At 44.6% G+C, this 22,266-nt stretch carries 19 protein-coding genes and 1 pseudogene; 9 read left to right on the plus strand and 11 right to left on the minus strand.

Translation table 11 applies throughout. The annotated features are described in order from the left end of the window. Positions 1 to 59 precede the first annotated feature (59 nt). Positions 60 to 605 carry an oligoribonuclease gene (gene orn, locus EXU30_RS06590; RefSeq protein WP_130598488.1) on the minus strand — a complete coding sequence of 182 codons (546 nt, stop codon included), beginning with the start codon at positions 603 to 605 and terminating at the stop codon, positions 60 to 62. Between the two features lie 115 nt (positions 606 to 720). On the opposite strand from orn, the gene rsgA reads away from it, so the two are divergent. The 7 genes and pseudogenes from rsgA (at position 721) to EXU30_RS06625 (ending at position 9,313) form a co-directional block, all read left to right on the plus strand. Continuing rightward, on the plus strand, positions 721 to 1,782 hold the full coding sequence (gene rsgA / locus EXU30_RS06595) for a small ribosomal subunit biogenesis GTPase RsgA (RefSeq protein ID WP_130598490.1): 1,062 nt from the start codon (positions 721 to 723) through the stop codon (positions 1,780 to 1,782). Between the two features lie 97 nt (positions 1,783 to 1,879). Continuing rightward, a complete protein-coding gene (asd, locus tag EXU30_RS06600; protein ID WP_130598492.1) occupies positions 1,880 to 2,740 on the plus strand; it encodes an archaetidylserine decarboxylase in 861 nt (286 codons plus the stop codon). A gap of 25 nt (positions 2,741 to 2,765) precedes the next feature. Next, positions 2,766 to 3,643 (plus strand): annotated as a pseudogene (locus EXU30_RS06605) (DMT family transporter). 43 nt (positions 3,644 to 3,686) lie between these two features. Beyond that, complete coding sequence (locus tag EXU30_RS06610; RefSeq protein ID WP_130598494.1) at positions 3,687 to 6,893, plus strand: mechanosensitive ion channel domain-containing protein; 3,207 nt, start codon at positions 3,687 to 3,689, stop codon at positions 6,891 to 6,893. Between the two features lie 11 nt (positions 6,894 to 6,904). After that, on the plus strand, positions 6,905 to 7,669 hold the full coding sequence (locus tag EXU30_RS06615) for a glycerophosphodiester phosphodiesterase (RefSeq protein ID WP_130598496.1): 765 nt from the start codon (positions 6,905 to 6,907) through the stop codon (positions 7,667 to 7,669). Between the two features lie 139 nt (positions 7,670 to 7,808). Beyond that, positions 7,809 to 8,735 carry a D-2-hydroxyacid dehydrogenase gene (locus EXU30_RS06620; RefSeq protein ID WP_130598498.1) on the plus strand — a complete coding sequence of 309 codons (927 nt, stop codon included), beginning with the start codon at positions 7,809 to 7,811 and terminating at the stop codon, positions 8,733 to 8,735. A 386-nt stretch (positions 8,736 to 9,121) separates the two neighbouring features. After that, entirely contained in the window at positions 9,122 to 9,313 is a 192-nt protein-coding gene (locus EXU30_RS06625) for a bacterioferritin-associated ferredoxin (RefSeq protein ID WP_130598500.1), read from the plus strand. Positions 9,314 to 9,390: 77 nt separating this feature from the next. Here the strand turns inward: EXU30_RS06625 and parC are convergent, their stop codons facing one another. From parC to nudF, 7 genes are all read right to left on the minus strand, one after another. Then, complete coding sequence (gene parC / locus EXU30_RS06630) at positions 9,391 to 11,685, minus strand: DNA topoisomerase IV subunit A (protein WP_130598502.1); 2,295 nt, start codon at positions 11,683 to 11,685, stop codon at positions 9,391 to 9,393. Beyond that, positions 11,682 to 12,782: a PQQ-dependent sugar dehydrogenase gene (locus tag EXU30_RS06635; RefSeq protein ID WP_242620333.1), complete on the minus strand. Its 1,101-nt coding sequence runs from the start codon at positions 12,780 to 12,782 to the stop codon at positions 11,682 to 11,684. The genes parC and EXU30_RS06635 overlap by 4 nt, the downstream gene beginning before the upstream one ends. An 87-nt stretch (positions 12,783 to 12,869) precedes the next feature. Continuing rightward, positions 12,870 to 14,756 carry a DNA topoisomerase IV subunit B gene (gene parE / locus EXU30_RS06640; RefSeq protein ID WP_130598506.1) on the minus strand — a complete coding sequence of 629 codons (1,887 nt, stop codon included), beginning with the start codon at positions 14,754 to 14,756 and terminating at the stop codon, positions 12,870 to 12,872. Between the two features lie 57 nt (positions 14,757 to 14,813). Further along, positions 14,814 to 15,395 carry a YqiA/YcfP family alpha/beta fold hydrolase gene (locus tag EXU30_RS06645; protein WP_130598508.1) on the minus strand — a complete coding sequence of 194 codons (582 nt, stop codon included), beginning with the start codon at positions 15,393 to 15,395 and terminating at the stop codon, positions 14,814 to 14,816. A 44-nt stretch (positions 15,396 to 15,439) separates the two neighbouring features. Beyond that, a complete protein-coding gene (gene cpdA / locus EXU30_RS06650; protein ID WP_130598510.1) occupies positions 15,440 to 16,279 on the minus strand; it encodes a 3',5'-cyclic-AMP phosphodiesterase in 840 nt (279 codons plus the stop codon). A 36-nt stretch (positions 16,280 to 16,315) separates the two neighbouring features. After that, on the minus strand, positions 16,316 to 16,741 hold the full coding sequence (locus tag EXU30_RS06655; RefSeq protein WP_130598512.1) for a DUF1249 domain-containing protein: 426 nt from the start codon (positions 16,739 to 16,741) through the stop codon (positions 16,316 to 16,318). A gap of 207 nt (positions 16,742 to 16,948) precedes the next feature. After that, the gene (gene nudF / locus EXU30_RS06660) at positions 16,949 to 17,584 is read right to left on the minus strand and encodes an ADP-ribose diphosphatase (protein ID WP_130598514.1); all 636 of its coding nucleotides are present in this window, start codon (positions 17,582 to 17,584) and stop codon (positions 16,949 to 16,951) included. A gap of 308 nt (positions 17,585 to 17,892) precedes the next feature. On the opposite strand from nudF, the gene tolC reads away from it, so the two are divergent. Beyond that, positions 17,893 to 19,188: an outer membrane channel protein TolC gene (gene tolC / locus EXU30_RS06665; RefSeq protein ID WP_130598516.1), complete on the plus strand. Its 1,296-nt coding sequence runs from the start codon at positions 17,893 to 17,895 to the stop codon at positions 19,186 to 19,188. 79 nt (positions 19,189 to 19,267) lie between these two features. Here the strand turns inward: tolC and EXU30_RS06670 are convergent, their stop codons facing one another. Genes EXU30_RS06670 through EXU30_RS06680 form a run of 3 tightly spaced genes read right to left on the minus strand, consistent with a single transcriptional unit; the run spans position 19,268 to position 21,466 of the window. Next, positions 19,268 to 19,990 carry a TIGR04219 family outer membrane beta-barrel protein gene (locus EXU30_RS06670; protein WP_130598518.1) on the minus strand — a complete coding sequence of 241 codons (723 nt, stop codon included), beginning with the start codon at positions 19,988 to 19,990 and terminating at the stop codon, positions 19,268 to 19,270. A 2-nt stretch (positions 19,991 to 19,992) separates the two neighbouring features. Further along, positions 19,993 to 20,964 carry a DUF2333 family protein gene (locus EXU30_RS06675; protein WP_130598520.1) on the minus strand — a complete coding sequence of 324 codons (972 nt, stop codon included), beginning with the start codon at positions 20,962 to 20,964 and terminating at the stop codon, positions 19,993 to 19,995. A gap of 19 nt (positions 20,965 to 20,983) precedes the next feature. Beyond that, positions 20,984 to 21,466, minus strand: coding sequence for a copper chaperone PCu(A)C (locus EXU30_RS06680; RefSeq protein ID WP_130598522.1), 483 nt, complete (start codon positions 21,464 to 21,466; stop codon positions 20,984 to 20,986). A gap of 36 nt (positions 21,467 to 21,502) precedes the next feature. On the opposite strand from EXU30_RS06680, the gene EXU30_RS06685 reads away from it, so the two are divergent. After that, positions 21,503 to 22,240 (plus strand): enoyl-CoA hydratase, encoded by a 738-nt coding sequence (locus tag EXU30_RS06685; protein WP_130598524.1) that lies wholly within the window; start codon positions 21,503 to 21,505, stop codon positions 22,238 to 22,240. Positions 22,241 to 22,266 lie beyond the last annotated feature (26 nt).

A 22,266-nucleotide genomic window follows, 5' to 3' on the forward strand; every position in this document is an offset into this window, starting at 1 on the left:
GAATTATATGTAATATTCAGCCTACTGCAAGTCCTTTTTTTCAATTTCAGCGCGATTGATTAAATATTAAATACTTTCTCGCGATAAAACTGTAATTCAGCAATGGACTCTTTGATGTCTTCGAGAGCTTGGTGGGTATTTTTCTTGCTAAAACCATTCATGGTTTCAGGCTGCCAGCGACGAACTAGCTCTTTAATGGTGCTGACGTCGATGTTGCGGTAGTGGAAGTAGTCTTCTAGCTCTGGCATGTATTTGTTTAAAAAACGGCGATCTTGGCCAATGCTGTTACCACACATAGGTGATTTACCTTGTGGGACATAATCTTGTAGGAATGCGATGGTTTGGCGAATGGCCTCTTGCTCAGTCACATCACTGACTTTAACTCGGTCAATCAAGCCAGATTCACCATGATGCTTTTGATTCCAGTCATCCATTGCATCTAACACTTCATCGGACTGATGAATCGCTAGTACAGGCCCTTGAGCGATAATATTCAAATCTTGATCTGTCACTAAGGTGGCAATTTCAATAATACGGTCAACTGCAGGCTCCAAACCTGTCATTTCTAAATCGACCCAAATCAAGTTGTTCGCATTCGCAGCCATTAATATGCCTTATATTCGTCTGTTGCCCTAAATTCAGGCTTTTTTATTAAAGAGGGTGTATCATACTGTGTTTTTGAAACACAAAAAAACACCTTATATTAATGAAGATACGTCTGTGAGTAAAAAGAAACCACTAAGCAAAGGCCAATTAAGACGCATGCGCGATAACCAAAGTAAACGTTTATCGCGAAAAGCAGCCAAAGCCGACACCCCTGAACTTCAAGATAACCTGCTAGGTCCTGAGCAGTCTGGCACCGTTATATCACGCTTTGGGCAACACGCCGATATTGAAACGCCAGACGGTATTACCACACGTTGCAACATTCGTCGCAACATTAACAGTTTAGTCACTGGTGACAAAGTTGTCGTGCGACTAGCAACAGAAGTGCAATCAGGCTCGGGTATTGGCGGCGTAATCGAGGCTGTACATCCACGTACATCTTCATTAACCAGACCCGATCTTTATGACGGTGTAAAAATCATTGCAGCGAATATCGACCAGATTTTGATTGTCTCTTCGGTGCTACCAAGCTTTACCACACAAATTATCGATCGCTATTTAGTGGCTTGTGAAGATACCGATATCGCGCCAGTCATCGTACTCAATAAAATAGATTTACTTGACGATGACAACCGCACAGAGGTCGACCAAGCACTCGATAGATATCGCGCCATTGGCTATCAAGTTTATCAAGTCAGTAGCCATACAGGTGAAGGCATCGAAGAGTTAAAAGCGCTCCTTAGCGATAAAGTCAGCATTTTCGCGGGGCAATCAGGTGTTGGAAAGTCTTCGCTTATAAACGCTCTGATGCCAGATGCCGAATTGCTAGTAGGTGATGTGTCAGACAACTCAGGCCTTGGCCAACACACCACCACAACGGCGAAATTGTTGCACTTTAAAAGCGGCGGCGACTTAATCGACTCGCCAGGCGTACGTGAATTTGCCCTATGGCACTTGCCTGCTGAGCGTGTCGGCTGGTGCTTTATAGAATTTCGCGAGTTTCTTGGCACTTGCAAGTTCAGAGACTGCAAACACGGTGACGACCCTGGGTGCGCCATTCAAGCAGCGTTAAAAGACGGCCATATCACCCAGGACCGTTTTAACAATTATCAACGTATTATCGCCAGTCTCGACGAGCAGCGTCACGCCCGACACTTTCGTACACTAGACGATTAGATTTATACAAATTTACAACTGACAGGATGTATATTACGCCGACTTAGGTATGATATACGCAAAATTTAACCAACTCGTCGAATAATAGGAACAGACATTGGACTCATTAAAAATTGCTTTGCAATACATTATGCCTAAACATTTTCTATCGCGTTTAGTCGGTAAGTTTGCAGCCGCAGAGCTAGGCTCAATTACCACTGCGGGTATTAAGTGGTTTATCAAGCAATATAAAATCGACATGTCTGAAGCCGCTCAAAGTGAGCCGCAAGCATACAAAACTTTTAATGACTTCTTCACTCGTGCACTTAAGCCTGGCTTGCGCCCAATTGCTGAGGACGCAAAAATCATGGCTCACCCAGTTGATGGTGCAGTCAGTCAGTTAGGTCCAATTGAAGATGGCAATATCTTCCAAGCTAAGGGTCACTCTTATACCTCACTTGCGCTATTAGGCGGTGATGAACAAGATGCTAAGCGATTTGAAGACGGTGATTTTGCCACTATTTATCTTGCGCCTAAAGATTACCACCGTATTCATATGCCAATTACTGGCACTCTGTCGAAAATGACTTATGTCCCTGGAGATCTATTCTCAGTAAATCCGTTAACCGCGCAAAACGTCCCAGGACTCTTTGCCCGTAACGAGCGCGTCGTTGCTATTTTTGAAACCGAAATTGGTCCAATGGCAATGGTGCTGGTTGGCGCTACGATTGTTGCTAGCATCGAAACTATTTGGGCAGGCACAGTAACTCCACCAGGTGGCAAGCAAGTGTTTAGTTGGGACTACCCTACAAGCGGCGCTGATGCACTTACACTTGAAAAAGGCGCCGAAATGGGCCGCTTTAAACTAGGTAGCACTGTTGTCATGCTTTGGGGCAAAGATGCCATTGATGAGTTTGTTGATGGCGTTGAGCCAGGTGAGACAACTCGCATGGGTCAACCGTTTGCAGAGCTGAACTAATTTACAAAACTAAGCAGTAAAGCTTATGCCTCATTCTCGCCAATATGGCGGCTTAATTGAACTTCATATCGCTGTTCTCATGTTCGGGGAACAGCGCTATTTTCCAAAATCGTTCCATTATCTGCGGTCGATATAACCTTATTTCGCTGCGTAGTCGCGGCATTTGCACTCGCGGTACTAGTCAAGCTTTCTAAGCAGTCATTAAAACTTAACAGCCGCAAAGACTATGTTGTCGCGATCGTCTTAAGCGCGCTGGTTTGCAGCCACTGGGTGACTTACTTTGCCGCTATGCAGCTATCAACTGTCGCCATCGGCATGATCGCTTTTTACACCTACCCTGTCATGACAGTGTTAGCCGAACCCTTTTTTACCAAGCAAAAACTGCAAGTTGTAGATGTGATTTCTAGCATTGCTGTTTTAATTGGTGTCAGCTTGCTAATCCCAGAAGCAAGCCTAGACAATGATGTTACCTTAGGTGTATTGGTTGGCGTGTTATCGGCAGCCTTATTTACCGCGCGCAATATCATGCATAAGCAGTATTTTTCCGAATACGGCGGCCCTAAGGCTATGTTTTACCAAACCTTAATTGCGGCCTGCTTGCTACTACCGTGGCAACAAGTAAGCTTTGATGAAGTGGGTAACACTACTTGGATCATGTTGCTAGTGTTAGGGGTATTTTTCACCGCAGCGCCCCATGCATTGTTCGCTCAAGCGCTAAGACAACTGCAGGCTAAAACGGTCAGTTTAGTGTCTTGTTTACAACCCTGTTACGGTGCACTCTTTGCTTTTATCATTTTGGGCGAAGATGTATCACTCAACACCTTTATCGGTGGCAGTATCATTGTTGCTACAGCCGTGTTTGAAACCTTGCAACATAAGCAAAAAAATAAGGCAAAATCATAGATTTTTGGCTACCATAAGCCCATGATGACTTGGGCTTTTTACTATGCCACTACTTACTCGTATTATTTGCGTTTGCATCCTATTTTTTTCTCTCGTTTTTGAGTTAAATGCCAACACGCCGTTGCCACTTAACAACCGCCTCGGTTTGCCCGCAACATCGCCAGCTCAAGAAGATAATATCCAAACTAAAATTGCTCTTATCCAGCAGGAAATCCAACGTGAGCTTGATGAGCAACAAGCATACAAGGCAATTATTAGCGACGCAGAGCAAGCCCAAACCCGGCTAGCGCAACAAATCGCCGCAAGTAAACAAAAGCTGAAAATTGCCGCCAATGTCGACCTTGAGCAACAATCGTCAATGGCATATGCCTTGTTATCAGAGCTTAAACAAAGCGAGCTTGATGTCAGCAAGCGCTACCAAAGGCTGCAGCAAGAGCGCAAACAGCTTCCTGAATTAGTAGCAGAAGCTCAAAACTCCCTATCACAACACCTACGAGCGCCTCAGGCGCCTAATGACACACCACTGGGTGAAAAGTACCAACTACAGGCTAATTTACTCACTCAGCACCTAGATACACTGCAAGCGCAGCTTAAAGCCAACCCAGTTCAGATTAAGCTAAACCAACTGAATCAGCAGTTGCTTCGAGCTTCGCTTAAGCAGCAAGAGGCCTTGATTGAAGAGTTAAATCAGGCGATCAGCATTAAGCGTCAAACCGAAACCGACTTAGCCATTGCCAGTAATTTAGGGCGCTCTTACTATCAAGATGCGGTATCTCAAGCACTAAATAGCACCAATCAAGATTATGCTCTGCAGCTTAAGCAATTAGCCAAAGATATTAATAGTGCGATATCTGAACAAGAACTCATAGAGAAGCGTTATCAGTCACAATCATTGCAATTAAGTAATGTAAAAGAGCAAGTCACCTGGGTAAAAACCAATGCAGCATTTGGCGAACGCTTCTTAGCAATTTTGCAATCACTGCCTAAGCCACCCAATCTAGCGCAGCTACAAAATCACATGGCCGACGCAAGGCTGCAACGTTATCAGTTTGAACAAGCTCAAATCACTTTAGAAAATCGATTACTAGAGCAGTCAAAATACGGCGATGAGCAATGGCAATTGTTACAAGCGCAGCAATCACTGCTTGGACAACTAAACAAGGCCAACGAGCAATATCTTAATGAGTTAGCCAAACTACGTGTTGCCTATGAGCAACTTAACCAGGTACATAACACCTTAAAAACCACGCTCAATGAGCACCTATTTTGGGTACCGAATGCTCCAAGTGTTGGCACAATTTGGCTCACAAATGTTGTTAAGAGTATTGAATGGCTAACGCAAGCAGAACAATGGCAACAGCTTAAGCAAGCCTGGCAGCAGCATAATTACCTGTGGGCATCTTGGGTGATACTACTGATTTTGAGCCTAATGGCACAAGACATGCTCACACCTAAGTTTAATCGCCTCAACTTAAGGTACACAGGCTATGTAGGCAACGTGTCGCAAGACAAATTCAAATACACCATTAAAACCTTAGTGGCGACCTTTGCCTATGCTGCAATTAAGCCGCTACCTGTATTAATTGCTGGCGCCATTCTTTACAGCTCGAAACATAACTTTGTCTACGCTCTGGGTTTTGGCCTACTCGCGATTGGTATTAACTACTTTATATTTCGATTTATCTACCTGCTATCGGCTGAAAATGGTGTGCTGATAAAACACTTCAGACGACCAAGTGAAGCAATATTAGCAATGCAACGTAAGGTGCTGCATTTCGCCCTGTTAACCACGCCCTTGATGGGACTCGTTGGCTTCACCGAAATGCTAGACACCTCATTTGTGCGCACTAGCCTTGGCCGCGGCGCATTTATTGTTCTATGCGTCATCTTATTTGACTTCTATAAGAGCGTGTTCTTGTTTGCAGGCTCCAACCTTGAAAATCACCCACGCAAGCAAAACATGCGCTTACTACAAAAGCTGTTGTGGCTATTTATTATCAGCGTGCCTGTGGTGAGTGGATTCTTGGCAGCGATTGGCTACTACTTCACCTCCGTGCAATTACTCATACAATTACAAGTTTCTATTGTGCTGGGTTTAAGCTTTTTGTTGTTATACCAACTAATCAAACGTTGGATGCTCATCGAACAACGCTTAATTGCATTTGACCGTGCGAAAGCTAAGCGCGCTGAACAGCTTGCTCAGCGTGAACGAGGTGAAGACAATAACGAACCGATTGAAAACTATGAAGAACCGGTAATAGACCTCGATACTATTGCTAGTCAATCGATTCGCCTGGTGCGTTCACTATTAACACTGGCGTTTATTGCTTGTCTTATCGCCCTACTATCACACACTCATACCGCGCTGTTATCGTTCTTAGATGGCATTACATTGTGGAGTACCAGCTCTAGTGTCAACGGCATCGAACAGCAAGTGCCAATCACCTTAAAATCTTTACTAGTTGGTATGGTGTTGGCTGGTTTTTCATTGATGATAGCCAAGAACCTGCCCGGCCTGCTTGAGTTAACCATTTTGCAGCGTCTAGACCTGTCACCAGGTACGGGCTTTGCTATAACGACTGTCAGTAGCTATATCGTTATCTTTTTAGGCTTGATCATTGGCTTTTCTAGCCTTGGGCTTGAATGGTCAAAATTGCAATGGTTGATTGCAGCACTGTCTGTTGGTTTGGGTTTTGGATTGCAGGAAATCTTTGCCAACTTCATCTCGGGCTTGATTATCTTATTTGAGAAACCGATTCGTATTGGTGATACCGTCACCATTAGAAACCTCACAGGTACAGTGACCAAAATTGAAATTCGTGCCACCACCATTGTCGACTGGGATCGTAAAGAAATCATTGTGCCAAACAAGGCGTTTATCACTGAGCAGTTAGTAAACTGGTCGCTGTCAGATCCAATAACCCGTGTGATTATTAAAGTGGCAGTGGCTAGAGATGCAGACCCAACTAAAGTTGAGATGCTGCTGCATCAAGCCGTACGCGAATGTGAGCTTTCACTCACCATACCTGAACCAGAAGTTTGGTTTGCAGGTTTTGGTCAGCATACCCAAGATTATGAAGTGCGCTCTTACGCTAAAGACATGGATGCACGTTGGCCGCTACGGCACAGCCTTCACAAGCAGATAAGCAAAAAACTGAAGGAGAACCAAGTTGAGTTGGCTTACCCACAAATGGAAATTCATTTGAGTAATAATCAAGGGCGCGAAGCATCAAGCCTAATTAAAGTTTAGAAGGAATTATCATGTTGGTTTTTGCTCACCGCGGCGCTAGCGGCTACCAAGCGGAAAACACGCTTGCAGCAATGCAAATGGCATTAGACCTCAGTGTGACTGCCATCGAAATTGACGTGCATAACGTCGAAGGTGAGCTATATGTGTTCCACGACCGTAGACTAGAAAATAAATCTGACGGCTTTGGCCCAATCCATTTAGCAACCAAAGCTGAGCTTGCTCAGTTACATATTCTTGGCGAGCCAATCCCTACCCTGTGGCAAGTGCTAGAATTAATTAATGGTCGCTGTATGGTTAATATTGAGCTCAAAGGCTGTTTCTCTATTGCGCCGTTCATGGACTTGTACCCCCGCATATTCGATGAGTTAAATTTTACCTACCGGCAAGTCCTAGTGTCATCGTTTAACCACCACTATTTGGCAACACTCAAAAGTGAATATGGACAAGCGTATGTTGCACCGTTAGTTGATGGTGTGCCGCTTAATCTTGCTCAAGCTGCCAGTGACTTAAATGCCTACTCAATCAATCTTTCTATCAATTTTGTCAACCAAGCAATGATTGAAGATGCCCACCAACGCGGCGTAAAAGTATTTGTGTACACGGTAGATGAAGCCGATGACATTCGCGCCCTGCATCATTTTGGCGTCGATGGCATTTTCAGTAATTACCCTGATAAGGCCCAAGCTGTAGTTGACTCATTAGTTATGCAGACTGACGATGGGCAAGCATCGCATTTTCATCATCACGAAGACCAATTACCCCACTGGTTCGAGTAACACGCGTTAGCTGAAATCGCCACCGATAGTTGTAAATCTAGCGAATTGTACTTTTTTGCCTTATTTAGCAACAAAAGGTCAGTATAATCCTTATGATTTCTTATACTTATGTTATGTACTGACTAAAAGTGGCTGGCCTATGAGCAACAAATTACTATTACTGACTCGCGAGAATGAGCAATATCGTCAGCTTATAGAAAGTTGTAACTTACCCGAGCTCACTATTTTAGGTGACTCGCCTAACAGCATATTGGAAGCCAATATTTGGTTTGCTGAACCAGCACTCGCCCTGCCACTGTTAGGACATGCCAATGAGCTAAGATGGATGCAGTCGACATTTGCGGGTGTCGATAAACTCATGGGCAAACGCCAGCGCAAAGACTATCAACTCACCAATGTAAAAGGTATATTCGGCCCACTCATGAGTGAGTATGTGTTTGGTTACTTACTTGCTCACCAGCGTCAACACGACTTATACCAGCTACAACAGCAGCAAAAACTGTGGCTGCCTACAAGCTTTAAGTCACTGCAAGGGCAAAATCTGCTGCTGTTGGGTACAGGCTCAATTGCCAAGCATATCGCCGTTACCGCCAAACACTTTGGTATGACAGTCACAGGCATAAACCGCCAAGGGCGCCAAGTACCTGGTTTTGATTGTGTAGATACCTTAGCCCATCTAGACAGGCACCTAGCACTAGCCGATGCAATAGTGAGCGTACTACCTAGCACCACCGAAACCGCAGGCACACTCAATAAACATGCTTTAACTCAGCTGAAGCACGACGCTGTACTATTCAATATTGGTCGTGGTGATGTGTTGGATTTAAACGAATTGACGGTTCTGTTAGACCAACGCCCACAAATGCGCGCGATATTAGATGTGTTCAATCAGGAGCCGTTACCTAGCGAACACCCAATTTGGGAGTGTAAAAATGCGGTGATCACGCCCCATATCGCAGCGCCAAGCTTTCCAGAGCAAGTTGTCGAAGTATTCAGCCAAAACTATCAGAATTGGCTCAGCCAAAAGCCATTAGATTATGTGGTTGAATTTGAGCGAGGCTACTAACGCACACATTTCGGTTACTTGTCGCTATAGCAGCAAGCCGTTTTGCTCGTAACTATTAGCCGGAAAGGCATAAGCTTAGGTTTCTCTATCAAACCACCAGTAATCTCAGCAAATCAGTCAATCCGTTAATCTTTGGCGGCGACTAAATTTCACTGATGAATACCTGTACTCTAACTCGCTAGATCTCAATCACAGCAATAGTTTGAGCGAGATCGCGTTTATCTATAACCCAGATAAAAACAAATTATCTCGATATGTTCCAAAAAGTTATTAGCAATGAGAACAGTTTTCATTTACAATTTCATCATTCATTAGAGGTTGCACAATTGCTAAACCTTAACCACCTAAAGCGTGGTAATTAGAACCTAGATGTAAATGAGGCCAATATGTACGTTTGTCTTTGCCATGCCATTACTGATAACCAAATCAAAGAAGCTGTGAGTCAGGGCGACATGACATTAGCGGATGTAAAGAAACGCTTAGGTGTAGCAAACCAATGTGGCAAATGTGCGCGCATGGCAAATCAAATCATTCAAACTCAATTAGACTTAGAGCCTAACTTCTACGAAGTCGCCTAGCTTGGTTTAAACCTCACTCTAATACACAAAAAAATACCACCGCGAAGGTGGTATTTTTGTTTGTGCAAGCTTGAACACTAAGACTCTGTAGCCTCGCCTTCAATAGGCTCAATAGCATTGCCAGTTTCAACCTCAATTGAATCGACTCGCTGTAAGCCACGTGGCAGTTTAGCGCCTCGGCGGCCACGTTCACCCCGATAGTGCTCTAAATCGCTCGCTTTCAGCGTCAGCTTACGTTTACCTGCCCACAAGGTCACTGCGGCATTTTCCGGCACAATCGCGATGTGCAGTAGCAGCTCTTCGCGGTTCTTAGCACGCTCACTTGGAATGCCAATAATCTTATTACCTTTACCCTTTGAGAGTTGCGGCAAAGCGTCTAGGGTAAACATCAACATCCGCCCTTCGCTGGTAATAGCAAGTAGTGACTGATTATCTACCTTAGCTAACGGCTGTGGTGGCAGCGACTGCGCATTGGCTGGCAGGCTTAACAGCGCTTTACCCGCCTTGTTACGGCTTACCATGTCTTTATACGCACAGATGAAGCCATAACCCGCATCAGATGCAACAAGGTAGCGCTGATCATCCGCGCCAAGCAACACATGGCTTATGGTCTCGCCCGCTGCAATATTAAAGCGAGTGGTAATAGGCTCGCCCTGACTACGGGCAGATGGCAGCGTATGGGTATCAGTAGCAAATGCCCGCCCCGATGTATCAATAAATACTGACGGTTGATTACTGCGACCGCTAGCACTGCATAAATACTTATCACCAGACTTATAGTTTAAGCCTTCGGCATCAACATCATGACCTTTAGCACAACGCACCCAGCCTTTTTCTGATAGCACAACAGTCACAGCTTCAGCAGGTGTTAACTCTTGCTCAGTTAGCGCTTTAGACTCACTGCGCTCCACGATTGGTGAGCGGCGCTCATCACCGTAGGTTTCACCGTCTTTAATGAGCTCTTTCTTCACCAGTGTTTTCAAGCGGCGCTCTGAACTTAATGTCAGTTGCAGCTTGTCACGCTCTGCTGCAAGCTCTTCTTGCTCGGCGCGAATTTTCACTTCTTCTAACTTGGCAAGGTGACGCAGCTTTAGCTCTAAAATCGCTTCTGCTTGTTTTTCCGATAAGTTAAAGCGCGACATCAATTCGGCTTTTGGCTCATCGTGGAAACGAATAATTTCAATCACTTCATCGATATTCAAAAACGCGATCATTAACGCATCAAGAATATGTAAGCGCGCTAACACCTTGTCTAGGCGGAATTGCAGCCTGCGAGTGACCGTAGCAATACGATACGTTAACCACTCAGTTAACAGCGTCCTTAATCCTTTGACCTGTGGGCGACCATCGAGACCGAGCACATTTAAGTTAACCCGGTAGCTCTTTTCCAGGTCAGTCGTGGCGAATAAGTGTGCCATTAATTGCTCGCAATCGACGCGATTTGAGCGCGGTACAATAACAACCCGGACTGGGTTTTCATGGTCTGACTCATCGCGCAGATCTGACACCATTGGCAGCTTTTTAGCCTGCATTTGCGCAGCAATCTGCTCTAGCACTTTACCGCAACCCACTTGGTGTGGCAGTGCGGAAATCACCACTTCGCCATTCTCAACGGTGTAGGTTGCACGCATTTTCAGCGACCCGCGACCAGTTTCGTAGATTTTGGCAATATCTTTACTTGGGGTAATTATCTCTGCAGAAGTTGGATAATCAGGTGCAGGCACAAACTCCATCAAACGCTCGAGATCCGCTTTTGGGTTTTCAAGCAGCTCAACACAGGCAGAGACCAGCTCTTTGGCATTGTGCGGTGGGATATCCGTTGCCATACCTACAGCAATACCGGTAATACCATTAAGCAAAATATGGGGCAATCGTGCCGGCAACGTTATCGGCTCTTTCATGGTGCCGTCAAAGTTTACGCCCCACTCCACAGTACCCTGACCAAGCTCTGACAGTAACACTTCAGAAAATTTTGACAGCCTAGCTTCGGTATAACGCATTGCAGCAAATGATTTAGGGTCATCTGGGGCACCCCAGTTACCTTGACCATCAACCAATGGATAACGATAAGAAAACGGCTGCGCCATCAACACCATGGCTTCGTAACAAGCATTATCACCGTGAGGATGGTATTTACCTAATACGTCACCTACTGTACGCGCTGATTTCTTGTGTTTAGATTGCGCCGATAAGCCTAGCTCGCTCATGGCGTAAATAATGCGTCGTTGCACGGGTTTTAAACCGTCACCAATATGCGGTAAGGCGCGGTCCATGATTACGTACATCGAATAATTAAGATAAGCCTCTTCGGTAAAGCGCCTAATCGGCATTTGCTCTACGCCATCAAGGCTTAGCTCGATCGCATCACTCATTGTGCTGATTCCTGTGATTGTTCAGAATTTTTGTAATATAAACGGTAAATATTGCCTTTCAGATCATCTGAAATGTACATGGCACCATCTGGCGCAGTTAGGATGTCAAAAGGCCTAGCAACGGGGAATTCGCCGTCAAGAAAGCTCACGACAGTTTCGCGACTAGACTTGCCATTTTGTACACTCATCATCACGATTTGATAGCCGATTTTACTTGAGCGGTTCCATGAGCCATTTTCAGCAACAAACATTTGCTGATGATAGCGCTGCGGGAATTGAGTACCTGTGTAAAAGTGCAACCCTTTTGGGCTGACATGTGCAGGTAGCTCATATTCAGGTAATACAATATTCAAATTTCTTGGTTTGATATAAGCAGGCTCTTCAACCGACTTGGCATGCAAGTAGGGAAAACCAAAGTGGCTGCCTTTAGTATCAACGCGGTTAATTTCATCCGGTGGCAGGTTATCACCCATCCAATTGCGACCTGAGTCAGCAAACCACAGCTTATTATCAACTGGAGACCAGTCAAAGCCTGTTACAGAGCGAATACCTACGGCGACCTGCTCGCTGTTACCTGAGTCCAAATCAATGGCAATGATACTGCCAAATGGTGCCTGTGCTTCACACACATTACAGGGTGCGCCAATCGACAAATATAAACGCCCATCTGGGCCAAAACGCATGGCACGGGTATGCTTTTTATCGAGCTCAGGTAGGTTAGAAAACACTTCTTTAGCGCGGCCAGGACGGCGCAGGCGCGTTTCGATATTGGCAAAGCGCACAATACGGTCTTCTTCTGTGGCGTACAGGTGGCCGTCTTTAAACGCGATGGCCTCTGGGTAATCCATGCCTTTAGCGATTAAATAGCGTTTATCGACCTTGCCGTCACCATTGCCATCTTCAAGAGCATAAATGGTGCCCTTCTTTTTAGAACCAACAAACAACGTTCCTTTATCACCGATGGCCATCTGCTTTACATCACCTAAATCGGATGCGAACAGCGTGATACCAAAGCCTTTTGTCACCGTGATGGTCATAGAGTCGGCATACGCATGCTGCGATGCACTCAATCCCACGACGGCAACAGAAAAACTCATACACAAGCCTTTCAGTCCATTGCGAAAGACGTTGAGCAAACGATGATGTCTTTTGGTTTTTATTGTCATCATACTGCCATTAGCCAACTATATTTGGGCCAAATCCCCTTTACTTTCTAACCAACTTTTCCTGTCAGATGAACGCTTCTTAGCGAGCAACATATCCATAATTGCCAGCGTTTCTTCAGCATCATCTATAGTTAATTGCACCAAGCGGCGCGTGTTTGGGTCCATAGTGGTTTCACGCAATTGCAGCGGGTTCATCTCACCTAGACCTTTGAATCGTGTTACCTGCACCTTGCCTTTTTTCTTCTCAGCAACAATGCGATCTAAAATGCCGGTTTTTTCGTCCTCATCAAGGGCGTAAAACACTTCTTTACCTATGTCGATACGAAACAGCGGCGGCATAGCAATATAAACATGGCCCTTTTCCACAAGCACGCGATAGTGCTTTAGGAACAAGGCGCATAGCAAGGTCGCAATATGTAGTCCGTCTGAGTCCGCATCGGCAAGAATACAAATTTTTCCATAACGCAGTTCGTCGATTTTATCACTATCTGGGTCGCAGCCAATTGCCACAGAAATATCGTGCACTTCTTGAGAAGCGAGCACTTGCCCGGCGTCAACTTCCCAAGTGTTAAGAATTTTACCACGCAGCGGCATAATGGCCTGAAACTCGCGGTCACGTGCTTGCTTAGCACTGCCGCCTGCCGAGTCACCCTCAACTAAAAACAGTTCGCCGCGCATTGGATCCTGACCACTACAGTCAGTCAACTTACCAGGCAGTGCAGGCCCAGAAGTGACCTTCTTACGCGCGACCTTTTTAGCCGCTTTAAGGCGCTTTTGCGCATTACTGATACATAGCTCAGCTAGCTGCTGCGCCAGCTCAGTGTTGGAGTTTAGCCATAGTGAAAACGCATCACGTACGATGCCAGATACAAAGGCTGAGCTTTGACGGCTTGAGAGCTTTTCTTTGGTTTGCCCAGCAAACTGTGGGTCTTGCATCTTGATTGATAAAATAAATGCGGCGCGATCCCAGATATCTTCTGGCGATAGTTTAATGCCACGAGGCATTAGATTGCGAAATTCACAAAATTCGCGCATCGACTCAAGTAAGCCTTGGCGGAAACCGTTAACATGGGTGCCACCAAGCGGTGTTGGAATCAGGTTTACATAACTCTCATTGAGGCTTTCACCGCCTTCAGGTAACCAGGTAATCGCCCAATCAGCGGCTTCTAGCTCACCTTTAAAGCTACCGATAAACGGTTCTTGAGGTAGCATTTCTGAGCCTTTCACCGCTTCTTTTAAATAATCGGGTAGACCGCTCTCATAGTGCCACTCTTGGCTTTCACCCGTTTGCTTGTTGGTGAACTTAATCTTTAGCCCTGGGCAAAGCACCGCTTTTGCACGCAGCAGGTAAACCAGCTTGGTTAATGAGAAATTAGCTGAGTCAAAATAACTGGCATCAGGCCAAAAGTGTACTCGTGTGCCAGTATTACGGCGACCACAAGTGCCGACAACTTCCAGCTCTTCGACTTTAAAGCCATCTTCAAACGCCATTTGATAAACCTGTGCATTACGGCGCACAGTGACCTCAACACGGGTCGATAACGCGTTAACTACCGAGATACCCACACCGTGCAGGCCACCGGAGAATTGATAGTTTTTATTGGAAAATTTACCACCAGCATGCAGTTTGGTCAGAATAAGCTCTACGCCAGGAATACCTTCTTCTGGATGAATATCCACTGGCATACCACGACCATCATCAATCACTTCTAACGAGTTATCTTTATGAAGGATCACTTCGATTTTTGATGCGTGCCCCGCTAACGCTTCATCAACACTGTTGTCGATAACCTCTTGGCCGAGGTGGTTTGGTCTGGTGGTATCTGTGTACATGCCAGGGCGGCGTTTTACAGGATCAAGTCCATTAAGGACTTCAATAGCATCAGAAGTATATTGGTTGGTCATAGTCCACACATTTTATTGGCAGCGTTAACATTGTTGTTTTGGTTATCAAGCTGAGATTTATTGATCACTGAGCCCTAAAAACTGACAAATTCTGGCAAGGTGTGTTTCATAACCCACAAAGCTATGATCGCCATTCGGCTCTAATAACATCTCGCAGCAGTGATATTTATGCAGTGCTTGTCGATAATCTAACACTTCATCACCAGTTTGCAACATAACAAAAAATCGATCTGGATGACGGATAACCTCGGTATTGAACTCGGCTACATCGTCTTTGTGCTCAGGCAGTACCTGATAGTGCTCATCGGTATAGGGATTGTATTGTGGTCCGATAAAGTCTTCAAATAATTCAAATGGTTTTACCGCGGGGTTCACCAAAACGGCTTTTCCACCATATTTCTCAGCAAGATAACTGGCAAAATAGCCCCCTAATGACGAACCGATAAACATCAATGGCTGTGCACTTGCTTTTGCTTGCTCACAATATTCAACCAATAAGGCCATGGCCTTTTTAGGTTCTGTGGGTAATTGTGGTTGCTCGAATTGAAGCGCAGGATAGTGCTGGCGAATATAATTGGCGGTAACTACAGCTTTATCTGAAAGGGGGGAACTATTAAATCCATGTATATAGAGCAGCATAAATCCTCTCACTACGGGAACTGCGCTGCACTATCTTGTGCTATTTAATACCCGCTGGCTTCATTATCAGGTGAGAATCGATCACCTGCGACACGATAAACTTGTGTCTGAATGCTACCATCGCTACCAAGCTCCAGCAAACGGTATCCGGGTTGCAAGCCATCTAAGGCAAAATAAGGCGACTTTGGCTTAAACTGAATACAAGTCGATGGTGTTGCCATCAGTGAGACTATGCCATGAGCCCCTTGGTACTCACTGTCATATGCCTGATGCACATGTCCCCACAAGATGCCTTTTACCTGAGGATATTGACCGACTTGCTCTAAAAATACGTCACCATTGCTCATACAGTGCTGATCTAGCCACTTACACTTAACCAGCACTGGGTTATGGTGCATCACCAATAAGGTATGTTTATTCGGCTCAGATTTTATCGCACCATCAATTAACTCAAACTGATCTTGCGCCATAAAGCCACCAGGCTTACCACGCACAGTAGAGTCCAACATTAGAATTTGCCACTCACCAATAATAATCCGCTGATGACCAAACATGTGATCACCCTGCATATGCAAGTTCATCAGTCTTGGGTCATCATGATTACCAGGAAGATAATGGCAAGGAAGGTCTAACTTAGTAACATAATCAGCAAATTGCTGGTAAGAATCAGGCGAATAGTCTTGGCTAATATCACCAGTGGCTAGCAAAAGATCAGCTTGATAGTTGCTGGCGATAAAGGTGTCGAGCACGGCATTAAAGCTTTGCGCAGTGTTAACACCAAGTAACTGAGATTCAGGATCAGCAAAGAGATGCGGGTCCGTCATTTGAACAAGACGAACGGAATCATTCTTTAACTTGGAATAATTCTTGGCTTCTGATTGCACTCAGTGGTCCCTAAATAATGTAATTAAAGAAAAGTGTTATGTAGGATCAACGACTTGCAGCTGTCCTATCTTTAGCAACTCTTCAAGAAATGCATTAACTTGATACTTCTCGTCAGTTTGGTGCATAAATAAATTCGGGTAATCATACACTGGTTTAAGGCGGTAAATCTGCTGACTAGTTAACACTTCTGCTAATTGCGCGTCATGATATACCCGAACTCGGGCACAAGGCGACTTAAAAAAGTAGCTTGTAGGCAAATAACGAGAAAGCTCTAATAATTGCGTATATTTAGTGTTTTCAACTAGTTTTACCGTCAATGTGCCGAATTCCCCTACCACATTCCAACAATCTTCCACTTCGGCATGCTCAGGCAGCCACTTCAAAATATGGCCGTAATTTCGGGTACATAAGGATAGGAAACCACTCACATTAGGTTGGTATTTCGGTTTGAGACTCGACACACTACACTCGGCTAATTAATTAAAAACATGCTCATCACACATGGCATAAATCACTATTTATGCGTTTTAATACCAATCGGGGCAAAGAAGTGAGCAGGGATTACGCAGAAAAAATCGCTTAGAACAAGGCAGAAATTGCAGCAAGCTAGTTACCCTACCTTCAAAATTTTTAACGAAGTTATAAGCGATTTTAGCCAGTAAGGATGCTCACATACTTGTGCTGATTGGTATCAACTTCTGGTAGTTTAGCATTAACCATTGTAAGCCGAGTACTGTTGACACATTATCTATCTCGCCATTTTGCGTCATGGCATAAGCCTGCTCACGAGACACAACATGCACTTTGATATCTTCGGCTTCACTTTCAAGACCGTGAACTCCTGTAGCGACACTCGCATCAACCTTAGCTAGGTATAAATAAAAACGCTCTGTGGTCCCGCCAGGGCTTGCCAAATAACTGTTCACATATTGCCAATCTGATGCAGTAAGACCGGTTTCTTCGATTAATTCACGCTTAGCTACGTCAAGGTGGCTTTCATTAGGCTCTATCATTCCTGCGACCAACTCATATAACCAAACACTATCAGTCGTAGTGATTGCTGGTATTCGGATCTGTTCAATCAACACTACTTTGTCAGTAATGGGATCATACGGCAGCACAACTACGGCGTGGCCACGTTCAAACACCTCTCTAACGACCTCGCCACTCCAGCCACCAGCAAATAACTTATGTCTAAATGTGTATTGCTCTAGCTTGAAAAAGCCTCGGTATAGAGGTTTGATTGATTTTATTTCTACGTCATCTTCGGCAGTAAAGCGCCCAGACAGGGATTCATCGGTCATTTTTTACACTCTCAAACGCCACTTTTACTTAAAAATGTGAACTCGCTAAATAATCAATAGGTAATATTTGAATGCTATCAAGGTACGAATAAATAAAAATCTGTTACACTTCCAAGTTGACTTGAAAATGCGACTCTTCTTACTATTTTATAGTAATCTCTTTACTGTTTTATAGTAATAAAAACCTTGATTAGATCAGAATGTTAAGATGACACATATTCTAATTTAATCTGGGTTACAGACTCTCAGTTATTACTGTTTAAATAAGTTAACTAAGCCTGACCAGGGCATGTCTATAAGGGCAGAACATGAAATTCAAAATGGGTTCAATTTATGCAGCACTAGCATTCACTTTTGCTGCACCAGCAACACAAGCTGACGACTTACTTCAAATCTACCAACAAGCGCTAACAAGTGACCCAGTAGTACTGCAGGCACAAGCGCAACGTGATGCTTTATATGAGCAAATTGAAGAAAATCGTGCTCCATTACTGCCAACCATCAGTGCTAACGTTGGTTACGCAAAAGCATGGAACGACCCATCTGTAGACACTGACGGCTTTACTGGCGGTGTAAGCCTTAACCAAGTGGTATACGATCACAGCGCATGGGTTGGTTTAAGTCTTGCTGAAAAAGCAGCTTCACAAGCTGACTCAGCGTATGCATCGCAACTGCAAAACCTGATTATTCGTGTTACCACTGCTTACTTTGACGTGCTAACAGCTAAAGATAACTTTGAATTCCAAGGTGCAGAAAAGGCAGCGATTGAGCGTCAACTAGAGCAAACCAAACAACGTTTTGCTGTTGGTCTAACTGCGATCACTGACGTACACGAAGCGCAAGCTCAGTATGACTTAGCGTCTGCGCAAGAAATTCTTGCTGAAAACGATCTATCAAACAGCTACGAAGCACTACGTGAAATTACCGGTATCGATCACAAATCAATCGACGCACTAGACACTATGCGCTTCTCTGCAGTGACACCTGCGCCAGCAACTTCTAAAGAGTGGCTGACGATGGCAGAAACTAACAGCATCGAGCTGATGACTCAGCGTATTGGTAAAGACATTGCTAGCGAAACTATTAGCCTGTACAAAGCAGGTCACATGCCGTCGTTAAACTTCAATGCTGGTTACACAAACAACTTCCAGCAGACTCCTGATAGTAACGACTCAAACAACACCAACATTGGCCTAACCTTAAGTGTGCCAATCTTTGAAGGTTTCCGCGTATCTTCAAAAGTAAAACAAGCTCAGTTCAACTTTGTTGAAGCAAGTGAGCGTTTAGAACAAACTCACCGTGGTGTAGTGAAGAGCGTTCGTAATAACTTCAACAACGTATCTGCTTCTATCAGCTCTATCCGCGCTTATGAGCAGTCAGTTGTTTCTTCTGAGTCAGCGCTAAAAGCGACTCAAGCAGGTTTCGAAGTAGGTACTCGTACTATCGTTGACGTACTGAACCGTACTCGTGACCTTTATGATTCTAAGCGTCAGCTTTCTCAAGCTCGTTACGGCTACATCAAGTCTATCTTAGCGCTTAAGCAAGCTGCAGGTACGCTAAACGAAGACGACGTAATTGCGGTTAACAATGGTTTAGAGAAATAATCTAAGCCATTAGCAAGCGCTAATTAAACAATAAAAAAACCGCCATTTGGCGGTTTTTTTATTGCTGCGAACTTGTCGATTAGAAAACTAATTCAACACCAGCGAATGCACCTTTGGTTTTGGTATCTTGGGTAGTGCCTGAGAAACCATTCACATCAAAGTTAAACTCTCGGTAACCAACACGGATACGAGTATCTAGCGCCACACCATCAAACTCCCAGCCAAGACCTGCAGAGTAATCGTGGACGCCAGATTCATCAACGCCTTGCATCAACTCAGCAAAGGCGAACAAGCCTAAACCTGGGATGCTAGCTTGACCATTGACATAACCCATTACCACGCCACTATCTACGTCTGTAGCAGGAAAACCAACGGCTGGTGCATTCATGTAATCAACTCGAACTGAACCATGAAACTTCTTATAGGCTGCACCAATATCTAACTCAACTATGCTGTTATCCAACAGCTCATAGTACAATACAAAATCCGTATTACTTAGCTTGTTATATACTGTGTAGTCTTTATCATCCGCAGTGAAAGCACCTTTATTATCTATGCTATTCTCGCGGATTTTTACGTTTGGGATTAATGGGATAGGATGCTCAACAGCAACCCAAAAACTGCCTCGATTGTTCGACTCATAGTTAATGTCTTGTCGAGTACCCGCATCACCACTTAAGGTGCCTTCAGGGTCAGCTTGCCACAAATCGCCGCCCACTTTGAATCCAACAACAGTGGCAGCTTGCGCAGTTGAAACACTCATTAAGCCAACCAGCGCGGTTGCAATAAGAGACTTCTTCATGATTATCCTTGAGAAAGTAAGTTAGTTAGATCAATCACCGCAGCATTTGCACGGGATATATAATTCGCCATCACTAGCGAGTGGTTTGCAACAAGACCAAAACCACTTCCATTTAATACCATCGGGCTCCAAACGGTTTCTTGAGTTGCTTCGAGCTCGCGAATAATTTGTCGCAGACTGACTTCGGCATTTTTCTTTTCTAGCACGTCAGCAAAGTCGACTTCGACCGCTTTCATAAAGTTTAACAATGCCCAAGCACTGCCACGACTTTCATAAAATACGTCATCAACTTTCCACCAGCTAGTTTTAATCTCGCTGCTAGCAAAACCTGGCGTTGACTGCCTAGCGGCACTGTCGCCCGCTAAGTCAGTATTCAGTCTGTCTTGACCCACACTTGCTGATAAACGTTGCGAGATACTACCAAGGCGTTTTTGTACCTCTTTTAACCATTCATTTAGGTTGTCTGCGCGAGCGTAGAATTGTGCCTGACTATTTTGCGGATCGCTAATTTTTGCGCGGTATAATTTTAGTAGCTTAATGGCTTCTTTGTACTCACCTTCAGCACTTGGCACTAACCAGCTAGTATGGGAAATATTTAGCTTAGAATGCGCGGCCAATAAGTCTTGATCAGCCGTAGATTGGGATTGTGAACGGCTAAACTCTTTACGCATTATTAGCGCCAAATCACGAGTTTGTTCTAACGCGCCAAATTCAAACGCAGGCATGTTATCCATCATCACAGAAGGCGGCATTACATCATTTGCAAGCCAGCCACCAGGCTTAGTAAGCAAGGTGTCCATGGTATTAATTAACGCGCTAGTAGTGGCATAACCAATTACATGCTCGCTGTCATTCGTACCATAAATTTCTGGCTCTAATGGCTTTGGCTCATTGCTCCACCACACACTCAATGCGTAGCCGATAAAAAACAGCAGGCCAATTAAGCCCAAAATTCGATTACGAGTTATCTGCATAATAACGCTCCCTTAAAAATTAGTGATGGTGATGATGCGCATGCTCATCACTGGCGCTGGCCTTCTTCTTGACCGGCAGCTCTATCGCTTGCTCTGTGCCATTACTAAAGTGCAAAGTTAGCGACACAGTGTCATCCACCACTAATGGTTTAGCTAATCCTAACAACATAATGTGATCGCCAGATGGCTGCAGCGTTAAGCTTGCATGAGACGCTAACTCGAACCCTTCTACCTGACGCATTTTAACTACACCATTTTGTTCAATAATAGTGTGTAATTCTGCGGTTTTGGCCGCTGATGTCGTCACACCAACCAGCGTTAAAGCATCAGAAGTATGGTTCATTAAAGTCATATAAGCCGCTGTGTTAGGCACGCTCGCAGGCATTGCTCTTACATAGCCATCCTTGACCATGACGTTAGCAAATGTGGGTAGCGCAAAACACATTAGGGCGAATGAATTAAACAAGTGTTTGAATATTTTTTTCAATGTCTTAAACTCCATTTAATAACTACTCGTTTCAATTAAGGAAAATCACGAATGAGTCTTATCCAGGTTAGAGATGATCAGGGCGTTCGCATCATCAGTTTTAATCGTCCGCAAAAGCGTAATGCATTCAATCTTGAGATGTATCAACAACTAACAGAATACCTGATCCAAGGTGAGGCGGACAATGGTATTCGTGCGTTTCTGTTTCGTGGCACCGACGACTGCTTTACTGCCGGCAACGACATCGCCGACTTTTTGCAATCGGGCTCACTAACTAATGACCATCCAACGGTGCAGTTTTTACAAGCTATACTCGCAGTAAACAAACCGATGGTTGCAGCGGTGTCTGGCGCAGCGGTTGGTATCGGCACCACCTTACTGTTGCATTGCGATCTGGTATACGCAGACGAAAGCGCTAAATTTCAAATGCCATTTACCCAACTGGCACTAGTGCCGGAAGCGGCATCAAGTTACTTACTACCAAAACTCATTGGTCAGCATAAAGCGGCCGAGTTACTGCTGCTTGGCGAGCCGTTTTCAGCGCAGCGCGCAGATGAACTTAATCTACTCAATAAAGTGATTACTGACGAGCCAGTAGTTGAGTTTGCCTTTAAACAAGCCGCAAAACTCGCTGCATTGCCTCCTCAGGCAATTCAAGCGTCGAAGAAGTTATTGCGTCATGACTTTGACCAAGTAAAAAACCAAATGGAGCGCGAGCTTGTGGAATTTGATACCCGCCTACAAAGTGATGAAGCCAAAGCACGCTTTGCTGCTTTCTTGTCTAAATAACCTCGCTATACGCTTATGTGTACCAA

This window comes from Shewanella maritima (assembly GCF_004295345.1).
Lineage (GTDB): Bacteria > Pseudomonadota > Gammaproteobacteria > Enterobacterales > Shewanellaceae > Shewanella > Shewanella maritima.